General features: G+C 35.3%; 20 protein-coding genes. 9 read left to right on the forward strand and 11 right to left on the reverse strand.

Going from position 1 to position 23,428, the window contains the following annotated elements:
• The first annotated feature begins 9 nt into the window (after positions 1-9).
• Together V4538_10655 and V4538_10660 are read left to right on the forward strand one after the other, a co-directional pair.
• The gene (locus V4538_10655; GenBank protein MES2381491.1) at positions 10-1,491 is read left to right on the forward strand and encodes a rhomboid family intramembrane serine protease; all 1,482 of its coding nucleotides are present in this window, start codon (positions 10-12) and stop codon (positions 1,489-1,491) included.
• A 136-nt stretch (positions 1,492-1,627) separates the two neighbouring features.
• Positions 1,628-2,080: a DUF1569 domain-containing protein gene (locus tag V4538_10660; GenBank protein ID MES2381492.1), complete on the forward strand. Its 453-nt coding sequence runs from the start codon at positions 1,628-1,630 to the stop codon at positions 2,078-2,080.
• A 14-nt stretch (positions 2,081-2,094) separates the two neighbouring features.
• On the opposite strand, the gene V4538_10665 is transcribed toward V4538_10660, so the two are convergent.
• From V4538_10665 to V4538_10675, 3 genes are read right to left on the reverse strand one after another with little or no spacing between them, the layout of a single operon-like run.
• Complete coding sequence (locus V4538_10665) at positions 2,095-2,466, reverse strand: DUF1801 domain-containing protein (protein ID MES2381493.1); 372 nt, start codon at positions 2,464-2,466, stop codon at positions 2,095-2,097.
• A gap of 2 nt (positions 2,467-2,468) precedes the next feature.
• Positions 2,469-2,918 carry an effector binding domain-containing protein gene (locus tag V4538_10670; protein MES2381494.1) on the reverse strand — a complete coding sequence of 150 codons (450 nt, stop codon included), beginning with the start codon at positions 2,916-2,918 and terminating at the stop codon, positions 2,469-2,471.
• A 54-nt stretch (positions 2,919-2,972) separates the two neighbouring features.
• The gene (locus tag V4538_10675; GenBank protein MES2381495.1) at positions 2,973-3,686 is read right to left on the reverse strand and encodes a YafY family protein; all 714 of its coding nucleotides are present in this window, start codon (positions 3,684-3,686) and stop codon (positions 2,973-2,975) included.
• A gap of 203 nt (positions 3,687-3,889) precedes the next feature.
• Between V4538_10675 and V4538_10680 the strand changes: the two genes are divergently transcribed.
• From V4538_10680 to V4538_10690, 3 genes are all read left to right on the forward strand, one after another.
• Positions 3,890-4,498 carry a zinc-ribbon domain-containing protein gene (locus V4538_10680; GenBank protein ID MES2381496.1) on the forward strand — a complete coding sequence of 203 codons (609 nt, stop codon included), beginning with the start codon at positions 3,890-3,892 and terminating at the stop codon, positions 4,496-4,498.
• Between the two features lie 127 nt (positions 4,499-4,625).
• Entirely contained in the window at positions 4,626-5,534 is a 909-nt protein-coding gene (locus V4538_10685; GenBank protein MES2381497.1) for a cation diffusion facilitator family transporter, read from the forward strand.
• On the forward strand, positions 5,535-6,653 hold the full coding sequence (locus V4538_10690) for an acyltransferase (GenBank protein ID MES2381498.1): 1,119 nt from the start codon (positions 5,535-5,537) through the stop codon (positions 6,651-6,653).
• Between the two features lie 3 nt (positions 6,654-6,656).
• Here V4538_10690 and V4538_10695 read toward each other — a convergent pair whose 3' ends face one another.
• Together V4538_10695 and V4538_10700 are read right to left on the reverse strand one after the other, a co-directional pair.
• Complete coding sequence (locus V4538_10695) at positions 6,657-7,553, reverse strand: DMT family transporter (protein ID MES2381499.1); 897 nt, start codon at positions 7,551-7,553, stop codon at positions 6,657-6,659.
• Between the two features lie 9 nt (positions 7,554-7,562).
• Positions 7,563-8,903 (reverse strand): MATE family efflux transporter, encoded by a 1,341-nt coding sequence (locus V4538_10700; protein MES2381500.1) that lies wholly within the window; start codon positions 8,901-8,903, stop codon positions 7,563-7,565.
• Positions 8,904-9,134: 231 nt separating this feature from the next.
• Between V4538_10700 and V4538_10705 the strand changes: the two genes are divergently transcribed.
• Positions 9,135-9,779 carry a peroxiredoxin gene (locus V4538_10705; protein ID MES2381501.1) on the forward strand — a complete coding sequence of 215 codons (645 nt, stop codon included), beginning with the start codon at positions 9,135-9,137 and terminating at the stop codon, positions 9,777-9,779.
• Positions 9,780-9,932: 153 nt separating this feature from the next.
• Here V4538_10705 and V4538_10710 read toward each other — a convergent pair whose 3' ends face one another.
• The gene (locus V4538_10710) at positions 9,933-12,650 is read right to left on the reverse strand and encodes a putative LPS assembly protein LptD (GenBank protein ID MES2381502.1); all 2,718 of its coding nucleotides are present in this window, start codon (positions 12,648-12,650) and stop codon (positions 9,933-9,935) included.
• A gap of 56 nt (positions 12,651-12,706) precedes the next feature.
• Here V4538_10710 and V4538_10715 point away from each other — a divergent pair, with 56 nt between their 5' ends.
• The 3 genes from V4538_10715 to V4538_10725 all read left to right on the forward strand — a co-directional run bounded on the left by V4538_10715 (position 12,707) and on the right by V4538_10725 (position 16,076).
• Positions 12,707-13,480, forward strand: coding sequence for an N-acetylmuramoyl-L-alanine amidase (locus V4538_10715; GenBank protein MES2381503.1), 774 nt, complete (start codon positions 12,707-12,709; stop codon positions 13,478-13,480).
• A gap of 68 nt (positions 13,481-13,548) precedes the next feature.
• A complete protein-coding gene (locus V4538_10720) occupies positions 13,549-14,571 on the forward strand; it encodes an MlaD family protein (GenBank protein MES2381504.1) in 1,023 nt (340 codons plus the stop codon).
• A 389-nt stretch (positions 14,572-14,960) separates the two neighbouring features.
• A complete protein-coding gene (locus tag V4538_10725; protein MES2381505.1) occupies positions 14,961-16,076 on the forward strand; it encodes a Fic family protein in 1,116 nt (371 codons plus the stop codon).
• An 8-nt stretch (positions 16,077-16,084) separates the two neighbouring features.
• On the opposite strand, the gene V4538_10730 is transcribed toward V4538_10725, so the two are convergent.
• The 5 genes from V4538_10730 to V4538_10750 all read right to left on the reverse strand — a co-directional run bounded on the left by V4538_10730 (position 16,085) and on the right by V4538_10750 (position 23,427).
• Positions 16,085-16,606, reverse strand: coding sequence for a hypothetical protein (locus tag V4538_10730; protein MES2381506.1), 522 nt, complete (start codon positions 16,604-16,606; stop codon positions 16,085-16,087).
• 8 nt (positions 16,607-16,614) lie between these two features.
• On the reverse strand, positions 16,615-19,233 hold the full coding sequence (gene mutS / locus V4538_10735) for a DNA mismatch repair protein MutS (protein MES2381507.1): 2,619 nt from the start codon (positions 19,231-19,233) through the stop codon (positions 16,615-16,617).
• Positions 19,234-19,431: 198 nt separating this feature from the next.
• Positions 19,432-21,189, reverse strand: a complete 1,758-nt coding sequence (gene ftsZ, locus V4538_10740; GenBank protein ID MES2381508.1) for a cell division protein FtsZ — start codon at positions 21,187-21,189, stop codon at positions 19,432-19,434.
• Between the two features lie 95 nt (positions 21,190-21,284).
• Positions 21,285-22,607, reverse strand: a complete 1,323-nt coding sequence (gene ftsA / locus V4538_10745; GenBank protein ID MES2381509.1) for a cell division protein FtsA — start codon at positions 22,605-22,607, stop codon at positions 21,285-21,287.
• Between the two features lie 31 nt (positions 22,608-22,638).
• The gene (locus V4538_10750) at positions 22,639-23,427 is read right to left on the reverse strand and encodes a hypothetical protein (protein ID MES2381510.1); all 789 of its coding nucleotides are present in this window, start codon (positions 23,425-23,427) and stop codon (positions 22,639-22,641) included.
• Position 23,428 lies beyond the last annotated feature (1 nt).

The raw sequence follows: 23,428 nt of genomic DNA on the forward strand, positions 1-23,428 counted from the left end.
TACTTACACATGGCAATAGGACTTACACCCAGACATACGGAAACAATTGTTTTAACCGATTTAACCGAACAGCAATTTTTAATAATAGCTATTGAAACGGCTCAGCAATTAAACTGGGAGTTTTCCTATATAAGTCACAGCGGTTTTATAGCTTATACAAACAACGATCCGCTTATGTGGTTAGCAGAAGTTAGGGTAAAAATTAAAAATGGTTTGGTTTACATCACCAGTTCGTCAATGGGTACTGAGTTAGTAGATTGGGGTAAAAACAAAAAAATTATACTCGAGTTTATGGCTGCGTTTGATAGGCTTAAATCTACTTTCAACAGTGATGAAACGGCAGCAAAATACGAGGCAATGCAGGCAAGCTTTGTTCCGCCAGAACAAGATATTTTAAGCTTACCTGCTTCGAGCGATGTAAGTGCACTTCAAGAGCTGTTATATCTTTTTAAACCTACCAAAGACTTTTTCTTTACGCCTATTATCATTGATATAAATATTCTTATTTTTATACTGATGGCTTTTAGCGGAGTCAATATTATGTTGCCCGACAATGAAAGCTTGTTAAACTGGGGAGCTAATTTTAAGCCATTAACTTTAGAAGGGCAATGGTGGCGCTTATTAACGGCCTGCTTTTTACACATAGGTATTATTCACCTGCTGCTGAATGTATATGCTTTGTTATATATTGGTGCTTTGCTGGAACCTATATTGGGTAAGGTTAAGTTTATTACTGCTTACTTATTAGCAGGTATTGCAGCAAGCATTACCAGCCTATGGTGGCACGACCTGACTATTAGTGCAGGTGCATCAGGAGCTATATTTGGTATGTACGGTATTTTTTTAGCATTGCTGAGCACTAATTTAGTGGAGCCGGGCAAACGCAAAGCCTTATTGGCAAGTATTGTTTTTTTTGTAGGCTATAACTTATTAAACGGACTTAAAGATGGTATTGACAATGCGGCTCATATTGGAGGATTGGTAAGTGGCCTGTTAATAGGCTTTGCTTTTTTACCCAGCTTAAAAAGACCTGATAATACCAGATTATCTTATGCAACAATTGCTTTAGTAAGTGTAGTTATGCTTATTTCATCATTTAGTGTGTATAAAACCATACCTAATGATTTTGGTAAATATGATACGCAAATGGCAGCATTTGGCGTCATGGAAGAAAAGGCTTTATCGGTATTTCATTTACCACCAAACACACCTAACGATAGTGTTTTATTCGCAATAAAAGACAATGGTATTGATAACTGGAAAAAAATGATTACGCTGCTTGATGGTTTTAAAGATTTAGACTTACCACTTAAAGTTAGAAGCCGAAACAGGCTGTTAAGAGAGTATTGCGAATTAAGACTCCAAAGTTATGAATTGTATTATAGAGCCCATGCAGAAAACACAGGAGCATACAAATACCAAATAGCCGAGTTTGATACTCAAATTGAAAATAAAATAAAGGAATTGAATGGCGAAGCACCCAAAAAGTAAAAGGGTTTAAACAAATTTAATATAGTTAAAAAACTATCCATTTGCATTGCTGTAAGCTTGTTATAAATTTAACTTTTCAATGCCAAAGGTTTCTTTATATTTATTGCCTTATTTAATAAAAACCAATAGCCCCAAAATGAAAAACGTATTTAACCCAAACGATAGCGCAGAACTAATCAGTCGTATTGAAAAACTAAACGCAAACACCAAAGCAAACTGGGGTAAAATGTCAGTGGCTCAAATGTTGGCTCATTGCAATGTAACTTACGAGCTTGTTTACGACAACAAACACCCAACGCCCAATGCTTTTAAAAAGTTTATTTTAAAAGCATTTATAAAAAATTTAGTGGTGAGCGAAAAGCCTTATAAAAAAAGCAGCCCTACAGCAACTGAGTTTGTAATAAAAGACGAGAAAAATTTTGAGGAAGAAAAAAGCCGCTTAACCAATCACATAAAGAAAACACAAGAGTTGGGCGAAGCTTATTTCGACAATAAAGAATCACACTCATTTGGCCCGTTAACCAAAACGGAATGGAATAATATGTTTTACAAACATCTTGATCATCACTTAACTCAGTTTGGTGTATAATTACGTTATAAAACTTAAGGGGTTTTTGTTTTAACTATACCTGTTTTATACAACTGTATAGCCTGCTGTAAAATAGTTTCAATGTCTTCAATGGGTAAATCATTGTTGGGGTCAAACATCATTATTTTCATACGGGCCCGCTTTTCTATAATCAGCTTTGGATGGGTAATGTGCTTACCCTCTACTATGCCCAAATAAGGTTGCAGGTGTTTTTTATGTACCCATAAATAACAGAACATTTTACCTTTGTAAGTAAAAACAGGCATACCATATTTCCAGGTAGCCACCACATTTTCATCCTGTGCCAGTATAATATTTTTCAGCGCCAATAAGCATTGACTTATTGGCGCTGTTTGTTGTAAATAAAATTGCTCTTGTGGGTTCATGTTTATTGTACACCTACAAATATATCAATTGTTGCGTTGGCAGGGTCTTGTGCTTTTTCGCCATATATTTCAAAGTCGGCTATAAAAGTTCTTGGTAAATCAGCATCCCAAATTTTCAACCATTCAGTATACACTATGCCTTCCATTATGTTTCCCTGCACGGTATGTACAGCATATTGTGCTGTTTCAATTGTTTTACCTACCATACCCGTTGGCACATTAGTTAAGTCTGCTACTTTACACCCTATAATGGTTGTATAGGGTTTGGTATGGTCTTTTTCATACTCAGTGTACATGCAATAAATATCATCGCTTATTCTGTTGGGTATTTTTGCTAAAATACCTTCTGCCATAAATGTATTCCATAACGCAGGAATATCCTTGCTTGATTGCCCGTTTTCGTTGGTAGTTCTCACTGCTATACCAATAATGTTAAAAGTGTCTATTTGCATATTTTGTTGTTTAAATTCAAGGCAAACATAGCTATGCGTTTTGACAGCCTTATGTCAAGGGTGTAAAGATTTTTCTAAACAAATTTTAAAATACTCCTGTATGCTGATGGTATGTGGCTCAAATTTTTCTTCCAAAACCTGTAAGCGTTTTATTCTATCTAATCTAAAAACCCTGAAATCGTTGCGTAAACGACACCAGGCTATTAACAACCAGTTTTCTTGGGTGCTATATAAAGCAAAAGGCTCAATGGTTCGTGTACTTATTTCTTCTTTCTCCAGTGTGTTGTATTCAATATGTGTAAGCATATAATTGGTTAAAGCCAGTTGCAGCGTAGCTAAATAATTGCTGGTTCTATCGTGGTTTAAATTATGCCTGAACACTACTCTGTTAGCCAATAAATCAGCTTTGTCTTTGGTATTGTATTTCAATACTGCTTTTATTTTGCTAATGGCCTCGGTGTATTCACGGATAAACGAAGCATCTTTATTGGTTAATACCAATTGCTCAGCGGTTATTAAAGCATTGGCTTCACTTTCCGTAAACATAACAGGTGGTAATCTATATCCTTCCAATAATGAAAAGCCTTTGCCCTCCTCCGTTACAATAGGTACACCTGCTTGTTCCAATGCTTTTATATCGCGGTATATAGTGCGTGTACTTACCCCAAATTTACGTGCTAAATCATTCGCTGTTACCATACGTTTAGCCTGCAACTGAATAAGTATGGCAGTGAGTCGGGAAAGTCTTTTAGTATCTTTATGCTCCATGTTTAGTTTTAAAACAAATAATTGACCTTGCATAAATATAACAAACAATTAATAGTAAGCATACAGCCACAAAAAAAACACAAAAGTCAAATTACAAAACAGCAAAACCGCTTAAGAAAAATTAAAATTTTACGGGGCTAAATTTGGAAACAGTACAATTTTTAAGTTAGTTGCAGTTGAAACATTACTCAAACCATTTATATATGATTATTTACGGAACCAAAACAACCCCAGTTGCTACCGAAAACATTGCAGACAGTTGCACCAATTGCCAAACAGCAAACAGCATACTGATGCGTGTATTACAAAAATACGTTCATATTTTTTTTATACCATTTATTCCCGTTGGTAAAACAGGTGCAACCGTTTGCGCTCATTGCAAACATGCCTTAACAAAAGAAGAATTTAGCGGTTCGTTAAACAGCCGTTACGACACTTTAAAAAGCACAGCAAAAACACCTATATGGACTTTTTCAGGACTGGCATTGTTGGCTATATTAGTAGTAGTACTTATTGTTTCCGACAAACAGAAAAAAGAAAAAGTAGCTGCATTGATTCAAACACCACAAAGTGGCGATGTGTATGAAATAAAAAATGATGCTAAACAATACACCTTGTATAAAATACAAAGAATAAGTGGCGATACTTCATTCATTTTAATGAATCAGTACGAAACCAATAAACTATCAGGATTGAAAGACTTAAAAGAAAAAGGTGATGCAGGCTATAGTGAAGATGAAATACCAATGACAAAAGCTGATTTTCAGAAAATGATGGACGATGGTGAGATTTTAGACGTGGAAAGAAAATAGACTTATCATTAAATTAATTTACATATTCAACAAAGGCTAATGGTAAATCATTGGCCTTTGTTTTTGTATCATTTGGTCAATAAAATAGAATAATAAGCTTTAACTTAGCAACCAACAATTAACCCAAGTGGAGCATCACCATTCACATACAGACCATACCACCCCATTAAAAAATGTAAATACTGCGTTTATAGTTGGCATTGTATTAAACTTTTTATTTGTAATAATAGAAGCGGCTTTTGGTTTATTTACCCATTCTCTTTCTTTACTTTCCGATGCCGGACATAACTTAGCCGATGTAGGTACTTTGGCTTTATCTCTTTTGGCATTCCGCCTACTAAAAGTAAAAGCCAATAAACATTATACTTACGGTTACAGAAAAACATCCATACTGGTGGCTCTTTTCAATGCTGTTATTCTATTGGTTTCCATAGGTGCTATTATATATGAGGCAGCACATCGTTTTTTAAACCCTGAACCGCTATCAGGCACCACCATTGCCATTGTTGCCGGTGTTGGTATTGTTATTAATAGCTTAACCGCTTTGTTGTTTATGCGCGATAAGGACAAAGACCTGAATATAAAAAGTGCCTACTTACACTTAATGAGCGATGCTGTGGTTTCATTGGGTATTGTAGTTGGTGGCATTGTAATAGTATATACCAACTGGTTTTGGATTGATAGTGTATTAAGCATTGTTATTGCATTGGTTATTCTTTTTTCAACCTGGCAACTACTGAAAGATAGTTTACGTTTATCGCTTGACGGGGTTCCTGAAAATATTAGTGTGGACGATATAAAAACAACGGCACTCAACATTACAGGTATTAAAGATTTACACCATATTCATGTATGGGCTATCAGCACTACGGAGAATGCCTTAACGGCTCATTTGGTTTTGCAACAAAGCATTACAACGGAACAAGAGCAACACATAAAAAAAGAATTGAAGCATATACTTGAACATAAAAATATTCAGCATATTACGCTGGAAACGGAAAGAGAAAATGAATTATGTAAAACCGTTACCTGTTAAATGAGCATAACAAATAATAACAACATACCTCAAAAATTTTATGGCCTTGATCACTTGCGTGCTTTAGCCATCATCTTTGTTTTTTTATTCCATTATTTTATTCTCAGTCATGGGCAACCTACTTGGTTACCACCTGTAGCATCGTTCGGTTGGACAGGTGTTGATTTGTTTTTTGTATTAAGTGGTTTCCTTATCTCCTCACAACTTTTTGCAAGCATTAAGGAAGAGCAACTCATTTCGTTTAAAACATTTTTTTTGAAACGCTTCTTCCGGATTATCCCTGCCTTTTTAGTAACGCTTACTATCTATTTTTGCTTTCCATTTTTCCGCGAAAAAGAAGCCTTGCCTCCGCTTTGGAAATTTTTAACATTCACACAAAACATAGGTCTTAACATAAAAGATTTTGGCACCTTTTCGCATGCCTGGTCGCTTTGCGTGGAAGAACATTTTTATTTATTACTACCCATTACCCTTTTGCTTTTGCAATATTTAAAATGGCCTAAGCACGCTTACTGGTTATTGATTGTTTTATTCGTGTCGGGTTTTGTTATCAGAATATATTGTTTCAATCAATTATATACGCCTGTAATGGAAACCGAAAATGCATGGATATATTGGTACCAATATATTTATTACCCAACATACAGCCGTTTAGACGGGCTTTTAGTAGGTGTTGCTGTAGCTGCCATCTACCAGTTTTTACCAACTGTTTGGAGTAAACTATCAAAATATGGCAACCTGTTTATTGTTTCCAGTTTATTGGTGTTTGCTGCTGCTTACTTTTTATGTGCAGATGCACTATCGTACAATGCTTCTGTTTTTGGCTTTCCATTGGTTGCCATTGGCTATGGATTCATCGTAATTGGAGCTATCAGTCCAACAAGTTTTTTATACAAATGGAATTCGAAAATAACTACTTATATAGCCTCTGTTTCCTATGCTGTTTATTTAACACATAAAGGTATTGTACATATGACACATCACTTATTCGCTGACTTTAACATTTCCAGCAACTGGATGCTTTTAATTTGTATAGTAACCTGTGTAATGGGAGCATCTTTACTTCATTTACTGGTTGAAAAACCAATACTACAATGGCGTAAAAGAATGATTAAATAAACTTTACATAACTTCTGTTACTTTCTTTTTTAAACTGGCTAAGTACACGCCCGCAAAAACAACAAACATAAATACAAGCTTTTCTATATTCAATTCATCGGTAGCAAATACTATAGCAATTAATGTAGCGCAAACGGGTTGTAAGTATATGTATGAGCCTACCAAACTACTGCTTGCATGGCGCAAGGCATAAGCATTTAACACATAAGTAAAAAAGGTAGAGCCTACCGTAATAAAAACCACAAAGCCTGTTATTTTAGGTGTAAAAGAACTCCACTCTATTTGCATAAAATCGCCAATACCAAATGGCAAAACCAATAAGGTACCAAACAAAAACCCGTATAAAGTAACGGTAAGCGGATGGTATTTATGAATAAGCTGTTTGGCATACACCAAATAAAAAGCATATATAATGGCATTGGCAGCCACCATTAAATCGCCTAACGCACGGGTTGAGCTAAACTCAAACTTGGTACCCCCTACCAACATAATAGCGCCTATGCTGGCCAGTAAAACACCCAATGCTTTGGTTAGCGTAATTTTTTCTTTGTACCAAAACCAAGAAATAAGCACCACAAAAATAGGTGTGTTCATCATTAATACAGAACCATTAATAGGTGTAGTAATGGCAAGTCCTTTAAAAAACAATAACATATTAGCGGCCACACCAAATACAGCACATACGACCATTTTCAATAAATCGCTTTTGTCTTTAATTTTTTCTTTAATAGCAATGCGGTGGAACACCAAAATTAATACACTGGCTACCAAAACACGCAACAATATAAAACCAAAAGGTTTAATGTATAAAGGCATTACTTGTTTGGCTATACTAAAAGTAGCACCATAAATAATGGTTACTATCCAAAGGGCTAAGTGTACTTTTACTTTCTGGCTCATTGCTTTCAATTATAACTTTAACGATTTTACTTCACGTACAAAACGGATGCACAGGAATATGGCTGAAAAGGTTAAACCTATACTTAAGCCATACCAAATACCATATAAACCTAAGTTTAACGGAAACGTAAAATAGTAACCCAAAGGAATACCTATAACCCAATAAGCTATAATGGTAATAACGGTTGGTACTTTTGTATCAGCTAAACCACGCAAAGCACCTAAGCTTACTGCTTGTACCCCATCACTTAACTGAAACATGGCTGCTATATAAAGCAAACCTGCTGTAATGGTTTGTACTTCATGTTCGTTTACCGTTAGCTCTACTATAAACTGGTTAAACAGGGTAAAAATAATGGCACAAAAACCCATGAATATTGCTCCTAAAAAAATACCCGCTTTACCGGCAAACAACATATCCGTTTTATTTTTTCTTCCATAGGCATCGCCAACGGATATGCCTGTTGCTGCTGAAAAACCTGTTGCCACCATATAGGTTAGCGAAGCTAAATTAATAGCTATGGTATGAGCAGCTTGTTCGTCTTTGCCAATCCAGCCAATAATAATAGCCGCAGTAGCAAAAGCACCTACTTCAAAAAAGTATTGAAATCCGCTAGGCAAGCCTACTTTTAAAATAGCTACAAACTGGTTTTTTACAGCCGTTGTTGTTTTAAGCAAATAGGGTTTGTATTGCTTATGAAACAACACATACAATAGCATACTCACAAACATTAAACTACGGGCAACAATAGTGGCATAACCGGCACCTTTTAAACCCAATGCAGCAAAACCCCAATTACCATAAATAAAAATATAGTTTAATAAAATATTCAATGACAAAGCCACTATTGTTATAACTGCCGAAGGCGCGGTAATGGATAAACCATCGCTAAATTGTTTAACTGATAAATAAAGTAATAATGGCAAAGTACTATAGTTAAGCAATTGCAAAAACTCCTGCGCCAAAGGAATAACATTGCTTTGCTGTTTAAACCAATGTAAATTGAAACTTAAGACAGCATTAACCGTAAAAATAAATACGGATAAACACAAGGCCACTAACATGGATGCCTTAAAATAATTAACACATTCAGGAATATTGCCTTCGGCCTTGGCTTTCGCTATTAAAGGCGATACAGCAGTTAAAGTACCCATACCTAAAATAGTAATTAAAAAATAAATAGCATTGGCCAAACCAGCTGCTGCTAAATTGGTCGCATCTATCCTGCCAATCATAATAGTATCGGCTACACCCATTAATACTATACCCACCTGGCCAATAATAATGGGCCAGCTTAAATGTAAAATATTTTTAAAATAGGGTCTGTATATGGTTAATAATTTCTGCACGCTTAAAAAAATTGAGCCGCGAAAGTAGTGCTTTTGAAAATACTTGTTGCCAGAAAATAGCTGTTTAAACAATTATGACATTAAATAGCACAGGCTTCTTTATTGTTCATCAGGCTACTAAAAATTAGCTTAATAGGTAATATAAATTATATCCATTTTATTTTTATAAAAAACAATTCGCCTACATTTGCAGTTCTATTATTTATAAACAACTCAAAAAACAAATAAATTATGACAATGTTAGTAGGCCGTAAGGCTCCTTTATTTAGCGCTGATGCCGTAGTAAACGGTGGCGATTTTGAAGAAAACTTTTCTCTAGAGCAATACATCGGTAAAAAACATGTTTTGTTTTATTTTTACCCGCTTGATTTTACTTTTGTTTGCCCTACCGAAATTATTGCTTTTCAAGAAAGAATAGCTGATTTTGAATCGCGTAACGTACAAGTAATTGGTTGCAGTATCGACAGTAAATTTAGCCATTGGGCATGGTTAAATACACCACAAAACGATGGCGGTATTCAAGGTGTTAAGTACCCTTTGGTAGCTGATATTAACAAAACTATTGCCAGCAATTTTGGCGTATTGGCAGGTTCGTACGGTTACAACGAAAACGAAGACTTAATTTGGATAGGTAACTTAGGTGAAGCAGCTGTTGCTTACCGCGGTCTTTTCTTAATTGACAAAGATGGTATTGTACGCCATCAGGTAGTTAACGATATGCCTTTGGGTCGTAATATTGATGAAGCTTTACGTATGATTGATGCTTTACAGTTTTATGAAGAAAAAGGCGAAGTTTGTCCTGCTAACTGGGAAAAAGGTAAAGACGGTATGAACGCAACTGCTGAAGGTGTAGCTGATTATTTAAGCAAACACTAATCGGTTTCCATATTTAAAAAAAGCTGCACAAATATTTGTGCAGCTTTTTTAATGCTCGCGCTCGCGTGCCGCGAGTGTGTATTTAAATTTATTCTCGACTACGCTCGAATTGACCCGTGAGGTGAGGTAATCAAACAATGTTAGCTTAGTCTGTTAATACGTTCTGCTATCAATATAATCTTTACGCTTAGGAAACTTTAACTCCTGTAATACGGTTGATTTTGGATTGATTTGAAAGTTAAAGAATGAGAAGCCACCCGGTGCAATAGGACTCCAACTAAATGTAAATACCCAGCAATGCAAATCGCGTTTTAAATCAATAAACAAATTAGATACTTTTTTATTGACAAAATCGTAACCTGAAGTATAACCAACGCTCCAACCTTTGGTTAAGGTTACATTACCGCTAAAGCCTAAAGTTTGAATATAATCGGTTTTGGTTAAATCGGTATAGCTATTGGCTAAATACTGGATAGAGTAATTTAAATTTAAACTCCAAGGCAGTTCATAGTTTTCGTAACCCCAACGCTCATTCTCTTTTTTACGTTTTTCTTTTACATTTCTTTTGCCTTGAAATGTTTGTGGCGAGAAGCCATAACCTAAATTTAAATTGGCTTGGGTAATTTTACCTAAACTTCCATCGTTGTTAAAATAATACTGATTAACCCTTTGTATTCTTTGCAAAGTACCTTGTTGCACCACTATATTCTGGTATGGGTCTAGGGTAGCATAAGTATTTACGGTTAGTGTTTTAAAAAGTGTGGTTCTTGCCGCTATACTAATGGTCGACAAATTCAGGGAATCGGCAAAAACATTATACGCACCACCAAAGCTTAAACTCTCTAACAGTTTAATTTTGGTTTCTTTCATGGCTGTATCTTTCCCCGTTCTTATCTTCATTTCCAAATTATTGTTTAAGCCAAAAGTTATATTACCAATTTTGCCCTGATTAGGCTGTCCACCGTAACTTCTTTCAAAAATAGAATACTTAGCCGTTTTACCCGTGCTATCAATTTGTACTGTTCTATAAAAGCCAAACATATTATCGCTAAAATCTGGCGTAAAACTAAAACCAAGACTTGGATCAACTACGTGGCGAATAGCAGCTATTTTACCCTTTTTAAAGGTTAACATTCCGTACCATTTGGTACTTAACGATGCTCCGGTATTAAAACTAAACCAACGTCCAAATTCACTTACCAATCTATTTTCAACGGTATTGTTTACAAACTCTTTTCTAATGGTTGTTGGAGCCCATGTTTCGCTGTAATTGGCATTTACACTCAATACATAAAACTTAAATAACTTAAAAGAGGTATTGATAGGAATAGCATGGGTAATACCATATCTAAAAGCAGTATCGGTAAACTGTTTAAACTCTGATTGGGTACGGCTTTTAAACAAAACCGTATCGGTGGTAGTAAAGCTATTGGTAAATGTTCCGGTATAGCTCATGTTTATTTTTTCGTACCAAAATTCAGCCTCCGGCTTCGACTTTGGTTTTAGCGGATTAAAAGCAGCCGCAGTAAATGTTACATTCGGAAAACTAGCAGCAATGGTTCGTGTTTGTAAATTCTGGTCTATACGCGCATTGGTCGACAAATTGAATCGTCCGTTTTTAAAACCTTTGCTATAAGCTATACTCGACTGCGAAGTAGAGTTAAAGTTTTGAGTACGGTTAAAACTATTTTGCGCATAAAAATTAGAACTCACAAAATTTACATTGGCAGAGAATGTAGTATATGGCCTTGCTCTTTGGTCCATGGCATGATTCCAACCAATGGAATAAGTGCTTTGTTCGTAATAAGTAGCATCGTCAGGGTTACCGTATTTATTATTACCAAACTGTATGTTTACAAAACCATTGTATCTGTAACGGTTATTGTAATTACTTTTGGTATTAACAAGCCAACTAAAATTGGTAAAAATATCGCCCAATAAAGTCAAGTCTAATTTTTCGCCTAAACCAAAATAATACCCCCCTTGGCGTAAATTAGGACCGCGTTGTGCATCAATACCGTATTGCGGAATAATTACGCCCGACTGCTGACCACGTTTTAATGGAAAAATACCAAAAGGTAAAATCAATGGTGTTCTTACCCCTTCTATTACAAAATTAGCCGGGCCTGTAATTAATTTTTTGCCCGGAATAACTTTTATTTTACTGGAAGCTATATAAAAATGCGGATGCTCTGCATCGCAAGTGGTATAGTAAGCACCATCAATATAAAAATTATTTTCAGCATCGCGTTTTACATTAGTACCGCGTACATAACCTTCGCCTTCTTTGGTTTTAAACTCTTTTAAATACCCTTTTTTGGTTACATAGTTATAAGTAATCTGAACAGCCTTGTAATCGGAAGCACCTTGCTTAAACTGTGGTGTACCCACTAAATTACCCAAACTGTCTAAACGTCCTAAACTTGATATGGTATTTTTATTTAAATCAATGGTAATATGTTCTGACTGGTTACTTAAATCCTGATAAAACACTTTGGCATCGCCATACAAATCAAGCTGTTTTACAAATTCATTGTATACAATAGAATCCTGGGCTGAATACTTCACTTTCGATTTAATGGCAGAACCTGTTCTGGGTAAGTAACTACTGGAATCAATAAAAGAAGAATCCTTTTTGGCGAAACCACTTTTGGCTTTTGTGCTGTCTGATTTTATAGAATCTATTGGGCTAATGTTTATTTTAGCATTATTTAAACTGTCTAAGTTAAGCAGTATAGGTGTACCTTGCTGAGCAAATAAAATAGCCTTACCTATTACTAAAAATAGTACCAGCAAAAAAGGTTTAATCCTTACTAGGTTGGCAAATGATGAGCTACTTGTATATGCGCAGTATGAAAATTGAAAATTCATTATTAAAGGTTGCAAAACTAATTAAACTTGGCAAATTCGCTAAGTTTGAAAATTTCGTGCCACTATTTTTATTGTTGATATCTATAGCAGCCGCATTTCCAGCGCTTAATAAAAAACAAGTAAAAACCATTGTAATTGATGCCGGGCATGGCGGACATGACCCTGGTTGCCAATATGGGGGAGCCAGAGAAAAAGATGTAACCCTCAAAATTGCCCTTGAAATAGGTAAAAAAATAAGTGAAGAACTTTCCGATGTAAAAGTTATATACACCCGCCAAACCGATAAGTTTGTGGAGCTTTGGGAGCGTGCTAATATTGCCAATCGCAACCAAGCCGACTTGTTTATTTCTATTCATTGCAATGCCAATAAAAACATAAAGGTCAGTGGCACTGAAACTTTCGCTATGGGTTTACACAAAGCCAACGACAATTTGGAAATTTCGAAACGCGAAAATGAAGTAATATTGTTGGAAAGCGATTACGAAGAAAAATATGAAGGTTTTGACCCAAACTCCCCTGAAACGCATATTATTTTATCGTTACACCAAAATGCATACCTTGATAAAAGTATTGACTTGGCTTCACGTATTGAAAAAAACTTTTTGAAAAACAATGTAAATACCAGCAGGGGTGTTAAACAAGCCGGTTTTGTGGTACTTTGGAAAACAAAAATGCCAAGTATTTTAATTGAAACCGGATTTTTATCAAACAAAAACGACAGGCAATTGCTAACAAGTAAGGAAGGCGTTGAGAAAATAGCTACTAACATTACTCTGTCAGTAAGCGAGTTTAAGCAATACGTTGAGAATTTGCATTCAACTAACAAATAGGAATAAATACTTGCTATTTCTTTCTATAAAAACAATACTTTTGCCCATATTTTTATAATAACGTTTTCGTGAAATTAAGTAAAGAAGCTAAAGTTGGGTTATTTGTGGCCATTGCCATTACCTTTTTATACCTAGGATATAATTTTTTAAGAGGAAAAAAACTTTTCTCATCATACAGCACTTATTATGCAGTTTATAACAACGTAGAAGGTATTGTTACCTCTACCGCTGTGTTTGTAAACGGTTTTAAAGTTGGGCAGGTAGAAGAAATAAGCATGCCTGATATGCTAAAAACTGATAGTATAGTAGTGAAGCTTTTTATACAAAGCCGCATACAAATTAAAGCTAACTCTACCGCACTTATTACCAAATCTGGCTTATTTGACGGTAATGTAATTAGCATTAGCTTTGATGAAAAGCCTGCCGATATTTTAAAAGACGGTTCTTTTATTTTTGGTGCCCGCGAAGAAGATTTGTTTACTTCTATTAACAACATGGTTGCGCCCATTAAAACCAAAAGTGAGCATGTACTGGTTACATTGGATAAGGTATTGAATTCGCTACAACAGGTATTTAACGAAAAAGGAACACAAAACTTAACCAATAGTGTGGTTGATTTAAGCGGTGCTTTGCGTGCTTTGCGTATAACATCGGAACAACTGAGTGCCATTGTAAGTGAAAACGGAAATAACTTAACCAAAACGTTAAATAACGTTCACACCATTTCAAATACTTTTGCTAAAAACAATGATGAAATAAACAGAACGATTAAAAACTTTGGTAAACTAAGTGATTCATTAGCCAACTCTGATATTAAGAAAACCCTTGATAATCTGGCTATAGTAACAGAACAACTGGCTACTATAACACAAAAAATGAACAAAGGCGAAGGTACTTTAGGTAAGTTAGTAAACGATAAAGAACTTTATGACAACTTAAATAAAAGCACCAAAGAGCTGAATTTGTTGTTAAAGGATATGCAACGTTATCCAGGTCGTTATGTAAACGTTTCTGTATTCGGAGGTCCTGCAAAAGAATCGGATAAAAAACGTGAAAAGGATATAAAAGAAGGTAAGTACAAACCTGAATAAAAAGTAAAACATACTTTCTTCTCTTTATACATTAGTTTCAGGAAACTCCTTGATAAAGTTATTGCTATGCTTGTATACTAGTTTAAGACAACATGAGTTATAATTGAAAAACCTTTTATTTTTGGGTTTTGTATTTCAGTGGTTTTAGTCAAGCCCAAAAGCAATTTCGTTTACAAGCAAATATCTAACTAACTATAGTCAGAAAACTCTTTATGCGGAGAATAAACAAACTATTCACCGCATTTTTTGCAGGAAATAAATTCAATTATATTTTTCTTTCATTTCACAAATACCATCTACTAGTCCTTATTTTCAGGCATTTATTTGAAAAATAATTTTGCAATGCGGAGAATAAGTAGTACAATTGCCGCATAATTTGCGGAGAATAAATGCGCTATATACATCAAAATACCACTTGGCCTAACTTTACCTGGAGCCAGGAAGAGTTGCAGTTTTTACTGGGAACAGTAAGAAACTTACAGGGGAAGCTAATGGGTAAAATGGAGTCGATAGGGTTTAATTTAAAGAGCGAAGCATTGCTGCAAACACTTTCTTTGGATGTTATAAAATCGAGCGAGATAGAAGGCGAAATATTAAATGCTGAACAGGTACGCTCATCAATAGCACGTAAACTGAGAATGGATATATCAGGCTTGGTTCCTTCGGATAGACATACGGATGGAATGGTAGATATGATGCTTGATGCCACTCAAAATTTTTCAGAAACACTTACTAAAAAACGTTTGTTTGCCTGGCATGCAGCACTCTTTCCTTTGGGTAAAAGCAGCATGTATGAAATAACGGTAGCGAAATGGCGCAATGATTCAACTGGACCTATGCAAGTAGTATCCGGTGCTATGGGAAAAGAAAGGGTACATTTTGAAGCTCCTGATTCTGCTCTTTTAGAAAAGGAAATGAGCCGTTTTATAACTTGGTTTAACAAAGAAAAAAAATTAGACCCTGTAATAAAAGCAGCAGTAGCCCATTTATGGTTTATAACTATCCATCCGTTTGACGATGGCAATGGACGTGTAGCACGCGCTTTAACGCATATGCTTTTGGCCAGGTCTGATAATAGCTCTCAACGGTTTTACAGTATGTCGGCACAAATACGCATAGAACGTAAAATGTATTATGATATATTGGAGAAAACACAGAAAGGTAATTTAGATATAACCAATTGGTTGCAGTGGTTTTTAAAATGTATGCTCAATGCACTTAACAATACGGATAGTGCTTTTAATAAAATAATACTAAAAGCCAAGTTCTGGAAAAAGTATGAAACCACTAATTTTAACGACAGGCAAAAGCTATTAATCAATAAATTACTGGATGGTTTTGACGGAAAATTAAGTTCATCAAAATGGGCTAAAATAGCCAAATGCTCTGCTGATACTGCTTTAAGGGATATACAGGATTTAATAAACAAAGGGGTATTGAAAAAAGATGGAGCAGGTGGTAGAAGTACTAATTACGAATTAAACGCTGACAACTTCACGGATTAAGTGAAAGTCTATTTTAACTTACTCAAGGCTTTTAAAATTTTGCCTCCCCTGCTTTTATAAGCAGGTAATGCGCCTTCCATATACATTTCAATGCAGTCGTATAACTCGTTGGCTAAATCGGGTTCTTTTAGGGTAATATTATACAATACGGTCATGGCAAAAACCCTTATGGCTATGGCTTCTTTAGGGTTATTCAACAATTGAAAACAATGTACTAAAGTAATGCCTTGTAGCTTTTGGGGTATACTAGTAAACTGTAATAAACGGACTATGTTTCTTTTTATACCATCATGTACTGGCTTGCCTAATAATGGAATTAATTGCTTTAAATGGGGCTGAATAAGTGCATCAATATATTGATTGTTTATACTAGGCAATACCCAGGCAGCTCTATTAGCAATGTCTTTCTCATTCCCTAAAATAATATCTATTAACGCTGCAAAACGTTCGGCATCATTGTCAATCCAATTGGCAACAGCCATGCTTACTTTTTTGCTATGTTCTTTTTGCAGCGTTTCAAGAATATTCATACCAAAACTTATTTAACCATTTGTTTCAGCTCACTTAATTTCATTAATGCCTCTATGGGTGTTAATGTATTCAAATCTAAATTAACCAGGTTGTCTTTTATTTTTTCCAGCTCCGGGTTTTCAACCTGAAACATGCTTAACTGTATGGTTGGCGATTTTATTTTAACACTAGCTGTACTTCCTATTCCTTCTAATCTGTCTTGCTCTAATTGTTGCAAAATTTCAGCCGCCCTGTTGGTTACTAATTGAGGTATGCCAGCCATTTTTGCTACGTGTATACCAAAACTATGTTCGCTTCCACCCAATGCCAACTTGCGTAAAAAAATAACTTTCTTGTCTGTTTCTTTTACGGCTATATGGTAATTTTTTATGCCATTGTCATCTTGCTCTAATTGGTTTAACTCGTGGTAATGGGTTGCAAAAAGTGTCTTGGGTTTATAAGGATGTTTGTTTAAATATTCGGCTATAGCCCAGGCTATGGAAACACCATCATAAGTGGCAGTACCTCTGCCTATTTCATCTAATAATATTAAACTGTTTTTTGAAATATTATTTAATATGCTGGCAGTTTCGGTCATCTCCACCATAAAGGTACTTTCGCCAACACTTAAGTTATCGCTTGCACCTACACGGGTAAATATTTTATCAATTAAACCAATGGTTGCACTGCTGGCCGCTACAAAACAACCCATTTGTGCCATGAGTACTCCCAAAGCAGTTTGACGTAACACGGCTGATTTACCACTCATATTAGGTCCTGTTAAAATAATCATTTGTTGCTTTTGATTATCTAACGAAAGGTTATTGGCTATATAAGCTTCGCCTACGGGTAATTGTTTTTCGATAACGGGATGGCGTAAATTTACTAAGTTTAATTCGTTGCTATTGTTAAGTTGCGGCCTGCAATAATTGTTTGCTTCGGCTAACTCTGCAAAGGCAAATAAGCAATCTATTTTAGCCAATACGATAGCGTTTTGTTGTATTGGTAAAACGTAATCCTGCAAGGCTGAAATCAAATCGTTATAAAGTCTTTCTTCTATAACGGCTATCTTATCTTCAGCACCTAATATTTTTTCTTCGTATTGTTTTAACTCTTCTGTTATATAACGCTCGGCATTGGTTAGTGTTTGTTTTCTAATCCAAGTTTCAGGTACTTTATCTTTGTGTACATTGGTTACTTCCATGTAATAACCAAACACATTGTTAAACGATATTTTTAAGCTTGTAATACCTGTAGCTTGTTGTTCGCGCGTTTGCATTTGCAACAAATAATCTTTGCCACCAAAGGCTATAGCGCGTAAGTCGTCTAACTCCTGATTTACGCCTGCATTAATTACATTGCCTTTATTGGCAGCAAGGGGTGCTTCTGCATGGAGCTCTGTATCTAATTTATCAATAGCCCATTTGCAATGGTTTATTTGCTCGGCTAATTTTTGTAATAACTTATTGTTTTGCTGTAAGAATAGCTTTTGTAGTGGCTCTAATTGTTTCAACGAACGGTTGAGTTGTTGCAATTCACGCGGACCAATTCTACGCATAGCCAATTTAGAAACCATACGTTCTAAATCGCCTATTTGTTTTAAAATATCTATTACCTGAACACGAAAGCTTTTTTGTTGTTTGGCAAAATCTACAATATCTAAACGTTCGTTTATTTGTGCTATATCTTTTAAAGGTAAAACCATCCAGCGTTTTAGTAAACGTGCTCCCATGGGCGTGACGGTTCTATCCAATATTTGTATCAATGGCACACCATTGTCGTTAGTGCTTTGGACCAACTCTAAATTACGAATGGTAAATCTATCCAGCCATACATATTTATCTTCATCTATACGGCTTATGCTTTGTAAATGGCTTATTTGTTCGTGATGTGTTTCAGCTAAATAATGCAAACAAACGCCCGCTGCAGTAATAGCTATTGGCATTTCCTGTATACCAAAGCCTTTTAAGTTTTGCGTATTGAAATGATTCAATAGTTTTTCGTAGCTATACTGGTATTGAAAAATCCATTCGTCTAGTTGATAACTGTAATGCTTTTCACCAAACTTTTGTTTAAAAAACGGAAACTGCTTTTTGGAGATTAATATTTCTGAAGGTTTAAAACCCTGCACTAATTTATCAATATACTCTAACGAGCCTTGCGAAGCCATAAACTCGCCCGTAGATAAATCTAAAAAAGCAACGCCTGCTTCTTTCTCACCATCCAGGTGAACAGCACATAAATAATTATTGCTTTTATTGTCAAGTATTTTATCGTTGTAACTAACACCCGGAGTAATGAGCTCGGTAACACCTCGCTTCACAATGGTTTTAGTCATTTTAGGATCTTCCAATTGGTCGCAAATAGCTACCCGCTGACCGGCACGTACTAACTTGGGTAAGTAGGTATCTAAGGAGTGATGCGGAAAACCTGCTAACTCTATATGTGAAGCTTGACCGTTAGCCCGTTTAGTTAAAACTATGCCTAAAATTTCGGCTGTTTTAACAGCATCGCTGCCAAAGGTTTCGTAAAAATCGCCTACACGGAATAACAAAATAGCACCGGGGTACTTTACCTTTATTTGGTTGTACTGCCTCATTAAAGGTGTTTCGTTATCGGTAGGTTCTGTATTTTGTTTCTTAGCCATTTGTTATTCAAGCAATCTTTCCATGCTTTTAAAGTTGCTAAAATAATACCTATTGGCTTTAATGTTTTAAGGTGTGTATAAATTAGTTCCAAAGCGCTAACCAGTACTCTTAAATCATTCATTTAAAGCACATTTCTAAACAAAAAAGCCACCGTAATATTTAATTACGATGGCTTTTTTTCTTTTAAAAACGTTTATCTAGTCAACATTATCGTGTAAAAACGAATTATTGGTTTTTATTTCTGAGCGACCGCTGGCTAAATCTTCAAATAAACTCAAGCGGGAAATTTGTTGCTCTGAACTATGTGGCACATCATCCAGTTTTTTATTTCTGCGTTTGTAAGCAGGTTCTTTTTCTAAATCACGTAAGCCTTGTGGGTTGCTAATAGTAATATTTAAATTTTTTAATTCTTTTATGCGTTGAATCTGGCGTTCAATTTTTTTGTCTTGCTCATAAAATGAATTGTCTGTTTCGCTTTCCTCTTCTGCTTTTATATTGTTTTCTATAGCTGGTATCTCGTTGTTATTTAAAATAGATTGAATTCTGCTTTCTACCATTGGCTCTTTAACGATTTTAGGCAAATCAAAACTTGCTTCTATTTTATTTTCTGATTCCATAGCAGGGGCTTCTACGTCTAACTCAAAACGCGGTGCTATTTCTTCTACATTGTTTATTTCTATACTTTCATCTATGCGTAACTCAAAACGAAGTTCTTCATCTATATGGTCTTCTTCTTTTGCTTCCTGTACTTCATCAATTAAATTTAATTTAACTGTTGGCTGTACTGCATTTTGAACTGGTGCCACTTCTACCTGATTAACTACTTCGTTGTTTACAGGAGCAACTGGTGTCGGTACTGTTTTTACCACCTGTATCACTTCGGGAGCAACATTAATGGGCGTATTTACTATTGGGCTTACTTCTACTTTGTTTTCGGGTTGAAAATCAGGAGCAGTTGAACCAATAATAATTTTGTTTTCGCGTGGTTTGCTATCAAAACCTGTAGCAATTAAAGTAACGGAAATTTTATCACCTATCGTTTCATCGAAACTGGTACCAAAAATCATTTCGGCTGTTAAACCACTTTCGTTTTGTATGTATGATGAAATTTGTTCTAACTCTTCCATCAATACTTCTTGTGAACCTGAAGTAATGTTTAATAAAATATTTTTAGCACCCAGTATCTGGTTATCATTTAACAATGGAGAAGCCAATGCGGCTTTTACTGCATTAATAGCTCTCTCTGGCCCTTCGGCCATAGCGCTACCCATTAAAGCTACACCGCTTGATTTCATTACTGTTTTCACATCTTCGAAATCAACATTGATATAGCCAGGATGTGTAATGATTTCGGCAATACCTTTGGCTGCTGTCGTTAATATATTATTGGCATGACCAAATGCTTCACGCAGGGCTAAATTGCCATACATTTCTTTTATTTTATCGTTGCTTATAATAAGCAAACAATCAACGGAGCGTTTTAAATTTTCTAGTCCTTCGTCAGCAAATGTTTTTCTGCGTTTGCCTTCAAAGTTAAATGGAGTAGTAACTATACCAACTGTTAAAATATCCATTTCCTTGGCTGTTTTGGCTATAATCGGTGCAGCTCCTGTTCCGGTTCCACCACCCATACCTGCAGTAATAAATAACATTTTGGTATTTACACCCAGCATCTCAATAATATCCTCAATGGCTTCCATAGCGGCTTTTTTACCTACTTCAGGATTAGCTCCGGCTCCTAAACCTTGTGTAAGGCTGGCTCCTAACTGAATTTTATTGGTAATAGCACTTGCTTCCAAAGCTTGCACATCAGTATTGCAAATAATAAAATCTACGCCTTTAATGCCTTGGTCATGCATGTGGTTAACTGCATTACCTCCGCCTCCACCAACACCAATTACTTTAATGATTGATGATTTTTCTTTAGGCAAATTAAATTTCAATTTTGTTTCCATGGTATTGTTGTTTTAGCTAAAACTATAAACGTTTTAACTGTTTGTTCTTATATTGTTTTTAATAATCATGATTTGTTTTTGAGTAATGTTATTACTTAAAAATCTTTCATATCATCATCATTAAACATCCAACTGTTATACTTTTGAATTAATCCTTTTATTAAATTTTTTCCTGCTTTAGGTTCTTTCTTCGCATTACTGTCTTCTTCCGGTTTTATAATTTCGTTCAGGTCTATATTCTCAAAACCTTTTATAACTAAACCAACAGCCGTTGCATACATCGGGCTTTTTATATCTTCAATATGGGTTTTACCTAAATGTTCGTTGGCGTAACCTATACGTGCATCCATACCTGTAACAAATTCAACCAACATGGTTAAATGTTTTAGTTGTGAACCACCGCCTGTAATAACGATACCTGCATTTAATTTTTTCTCTAAGCCTGATGATTTTATTTCATATAAAACTGACTCAAATATTTCTTCAACACGTGCCTGGATAACCAATGCTAAGTTTTTGATAGAAACTTCTTTTGGAGAACGACCTCTGAAACTTGGTATGGTTACTATTTCGTTTTCTTTGTTTTCTTCGGCTAAGGCTGAACCAAATTTGGTTTTTAACAATTCGGCCTGGTTACGTAATACCTGACAACCTTCGGTTATATCTTCGGTAATAATATTGCCACCAAATGGTATAACTGCTGTATGGCGAATAATACCATTTTTAAAAATAGCTACATCGGTAGTTCCACCGCCTATATCAACTAAACATACACCTGCTTCCAATTCTTCATCGGCCAATACTGCATCGGCTGACGAAAGCGGCTCTAATATTAAACCTGCTACATCAAGGTTGGCACGTTTTACTGATTTGTGTATATTTTTTATGGCTTCTATATGGCCTGTTATAATGTGGAAATTGCTTGATAAACGAATACCTGTCATGCCTACAGGATCGGTTACATCAACAATTTCGTCAACTGAAAACTCTTGCGGTAAAACGTGTATTATTTTATCACCGGGAGCTAAAGCTAAATTATGAGTATCTTTTATTAAGCGCTCTACATCTTCTCTGCTTATTTCATCTTCGGTATTAATGCGGCTTATACTGTTGCGGTGTTGTAAACTTTTTATGTGTTGACCGGCTATACCTACATGCACTGAAGCAATTTCGATACGGCTGATTTTTGAATTGGGATTTTTGCTTACGCTTTCTTTCGCCTTTTCTATAGCCTCGTTAATGGCTTTAACTGTTTTGTCTATATTTCTTACTTCGCCTCTTATAACGCCTAAACTCTCAGCCTTTCCCATGCCAAGAATATCAATTTTACCATGTTCGTTTTTTGTACCAACAATAGCACAAACCTTTGTGGTTCCAATATCTAAGCCTACTACTACTTTTAATTCTTGCGTATGCATTTATTTAATTTCTTGTTAAAATTTCTTCTATTTATTTACAAACAATTTGCTTGTCAAATCTTACATCAATGCTTTTGTACTTATTCCATCCAACTCTGCTAAGTCCTTCTTTATAAAACACAAACAACTTTTCAAACTTGTTTTCTATGTCGTTGGCATCGCCAAAAATAATTTGATGATTGCCTACTTTGGGGATTATAATAAACTCATTATCCCTTGTTACAAATATCTGTTCAATTTGAGCTTTCCAAAATGGTTTTTTATCAACATATGTGGCAATCTTATATAGTTCTTTAGCTACAAAACTATACACCGTATCGTTTGGGCTAAACCGTTCAAAAATGTTTCCGTTTGCTATTGGAACATGGGCTGTATAATTACCCGAAAGCGAGAATTTCACTCCTGCTTTATCCATGTAATAACTAACGCCATTGTACCTATATAAACGCAATATTGGTTCACGCTGTTTAATTTTTATATAAATATTTCCCATTAAATCATTGTAAACCTTGGCTTCGCTTAATTGGTTTTGCTTAATCAATTTGCTCTCTAAACGGGTGGTATTGATATCTGTTACGTTTAAACCAATGATGCTTTTTTCATTGCCATCTGACCTGATGGCTTCTATTACTTTTTTCCTATTGAAAAACTCCAGGTTTTCGGGAAATATCTGCACAATGAGTTTAATGGCTTTTACTTCTCTTTCTTGTTGATTGGTATAAACCAGCGCAAATAACAAAGCCGCAGCCAACACTACCCATAGGGTAATGATTGCTATTTTTTTTATGACAGCTTTTGTTTTATCGCTTAAAAATTTCATT

The sequence above is a fragment of the Bacteroidota bacterium genome, from assembly GCA_040388375.1.
Taxonomy (GTDB): Bacteria; Bacteroidota; Bacteroidia; order UKL13-3; family UKL13-3; genus JAAFJM01.

Excerpts from the sequence above, each read along its gene's own strand:
- V4538_10750 (MES2381510.1), bottom strand. The coding sequence starts at position 23,427 with ATGAAATTTTTAAGCGATAAAACAAAAGCTGTCATAAAAAAAATAGCA.
- ftsA (MES2381509.1), bottom strand. The coding sequence starts at position 22,607 with ATGCATACGCAAGAATTAAAAGTAGTAGTAGGCTTAGATATTGGAACC.
- V4538_10665 (MES2381493.1), bottom strand. The coding sequence starts at position 2,466 with ATGAACCCACAAGAGCAATTTTATTTACAACAAACAGCGCCAATAAGT.
- mutS (MES2381507.1), bottom strand. The coding sequence starts at position 19,233 with ATGGCTAAGAAACAAAATACAGAACCTACCGATAACGAAACACCTTTA.
- V4538_10675 (MES2381495.1), bottom strand. The coding sequence starts at position 3,686 with ATGGAGCATAAAGATACTAAAAGACTTTCCCGACTCACTGCCATACTT.
- V4538_10710 (MES2381502.1), bottom strand. The coding sequence starts at position 12,650 with ATGAATTTTCAATTTTCATACTGCGCATATACAAGTAGCTCATCATTT.
- V4538_10730 (MES2381506.1), bottom strand. The coding sequence starts at position 16,606 with ATGAATATTCTTGAAACGCTGCAAAAAGAACATAGCAAAAAAGTAAGC.
- V4538_10690 (MES2381498.1), top strand. The coding sequence starts at position 5,535 with ATGAGCATAACAAATAATAACAACATACCTCAAAAATTTTATGGCCTT.
- V4538_10670 (MES2381494.1), bottom strand. The coding sequence starts at position 2,918 with ATGCAAATAGACACTTTTAACATTATTGGTATAGCAGTGAGAACTACC.
- V4538_10655 (MES2381491.1), top strand. The coding sequence starts at position 10 with ATGGCAATAGGACTTACACCCAGACATACGGAAACAATTGTTTTAACC.
- V4538_10660 (MES2381492.1), top strand. The coding sequence starts at position 1,628 with ATGAAAAACGTATTTAACCCAAACGATAGCGCAGAACTAATCAGTCGT.
- V4538_10725 (MES2381505.1), top strand. The coding sequence starts at position 14,961 with ATGCGCTATATACATCAAAATACCACTTGGCCTAACTTTACCTGGAGC.
- V4538_10705 (MES2381501.1), top strand. The coding sequence starts at position 9,135 with ATGACAATGTTAGTAGGCCGTAAGGCTCCTTTATTTAGCGCTGATGCC.
- V4538_10695 (MES2381499.1), bottom strand. The coding sequence starts at position 7,553 with ATGAGCCAGAAAGTAAAAGTACACTTAGCCCTTTGGATAGTAACCATT.
- V4538_10680 (MES2381496.1), top strand. The coding sequence starts at position 3,890 with ATGATTATTTACGGAACCAAAACAACCCCAGTTGCTACCGAAAACATT.
- ftsZ (MES2381508.1), bottom strand. The coding sequence starts at position 21,189 with ATGGAAACAAAATTGAAATTTAATTTGCCTAAAGAAAAATCATCAATC.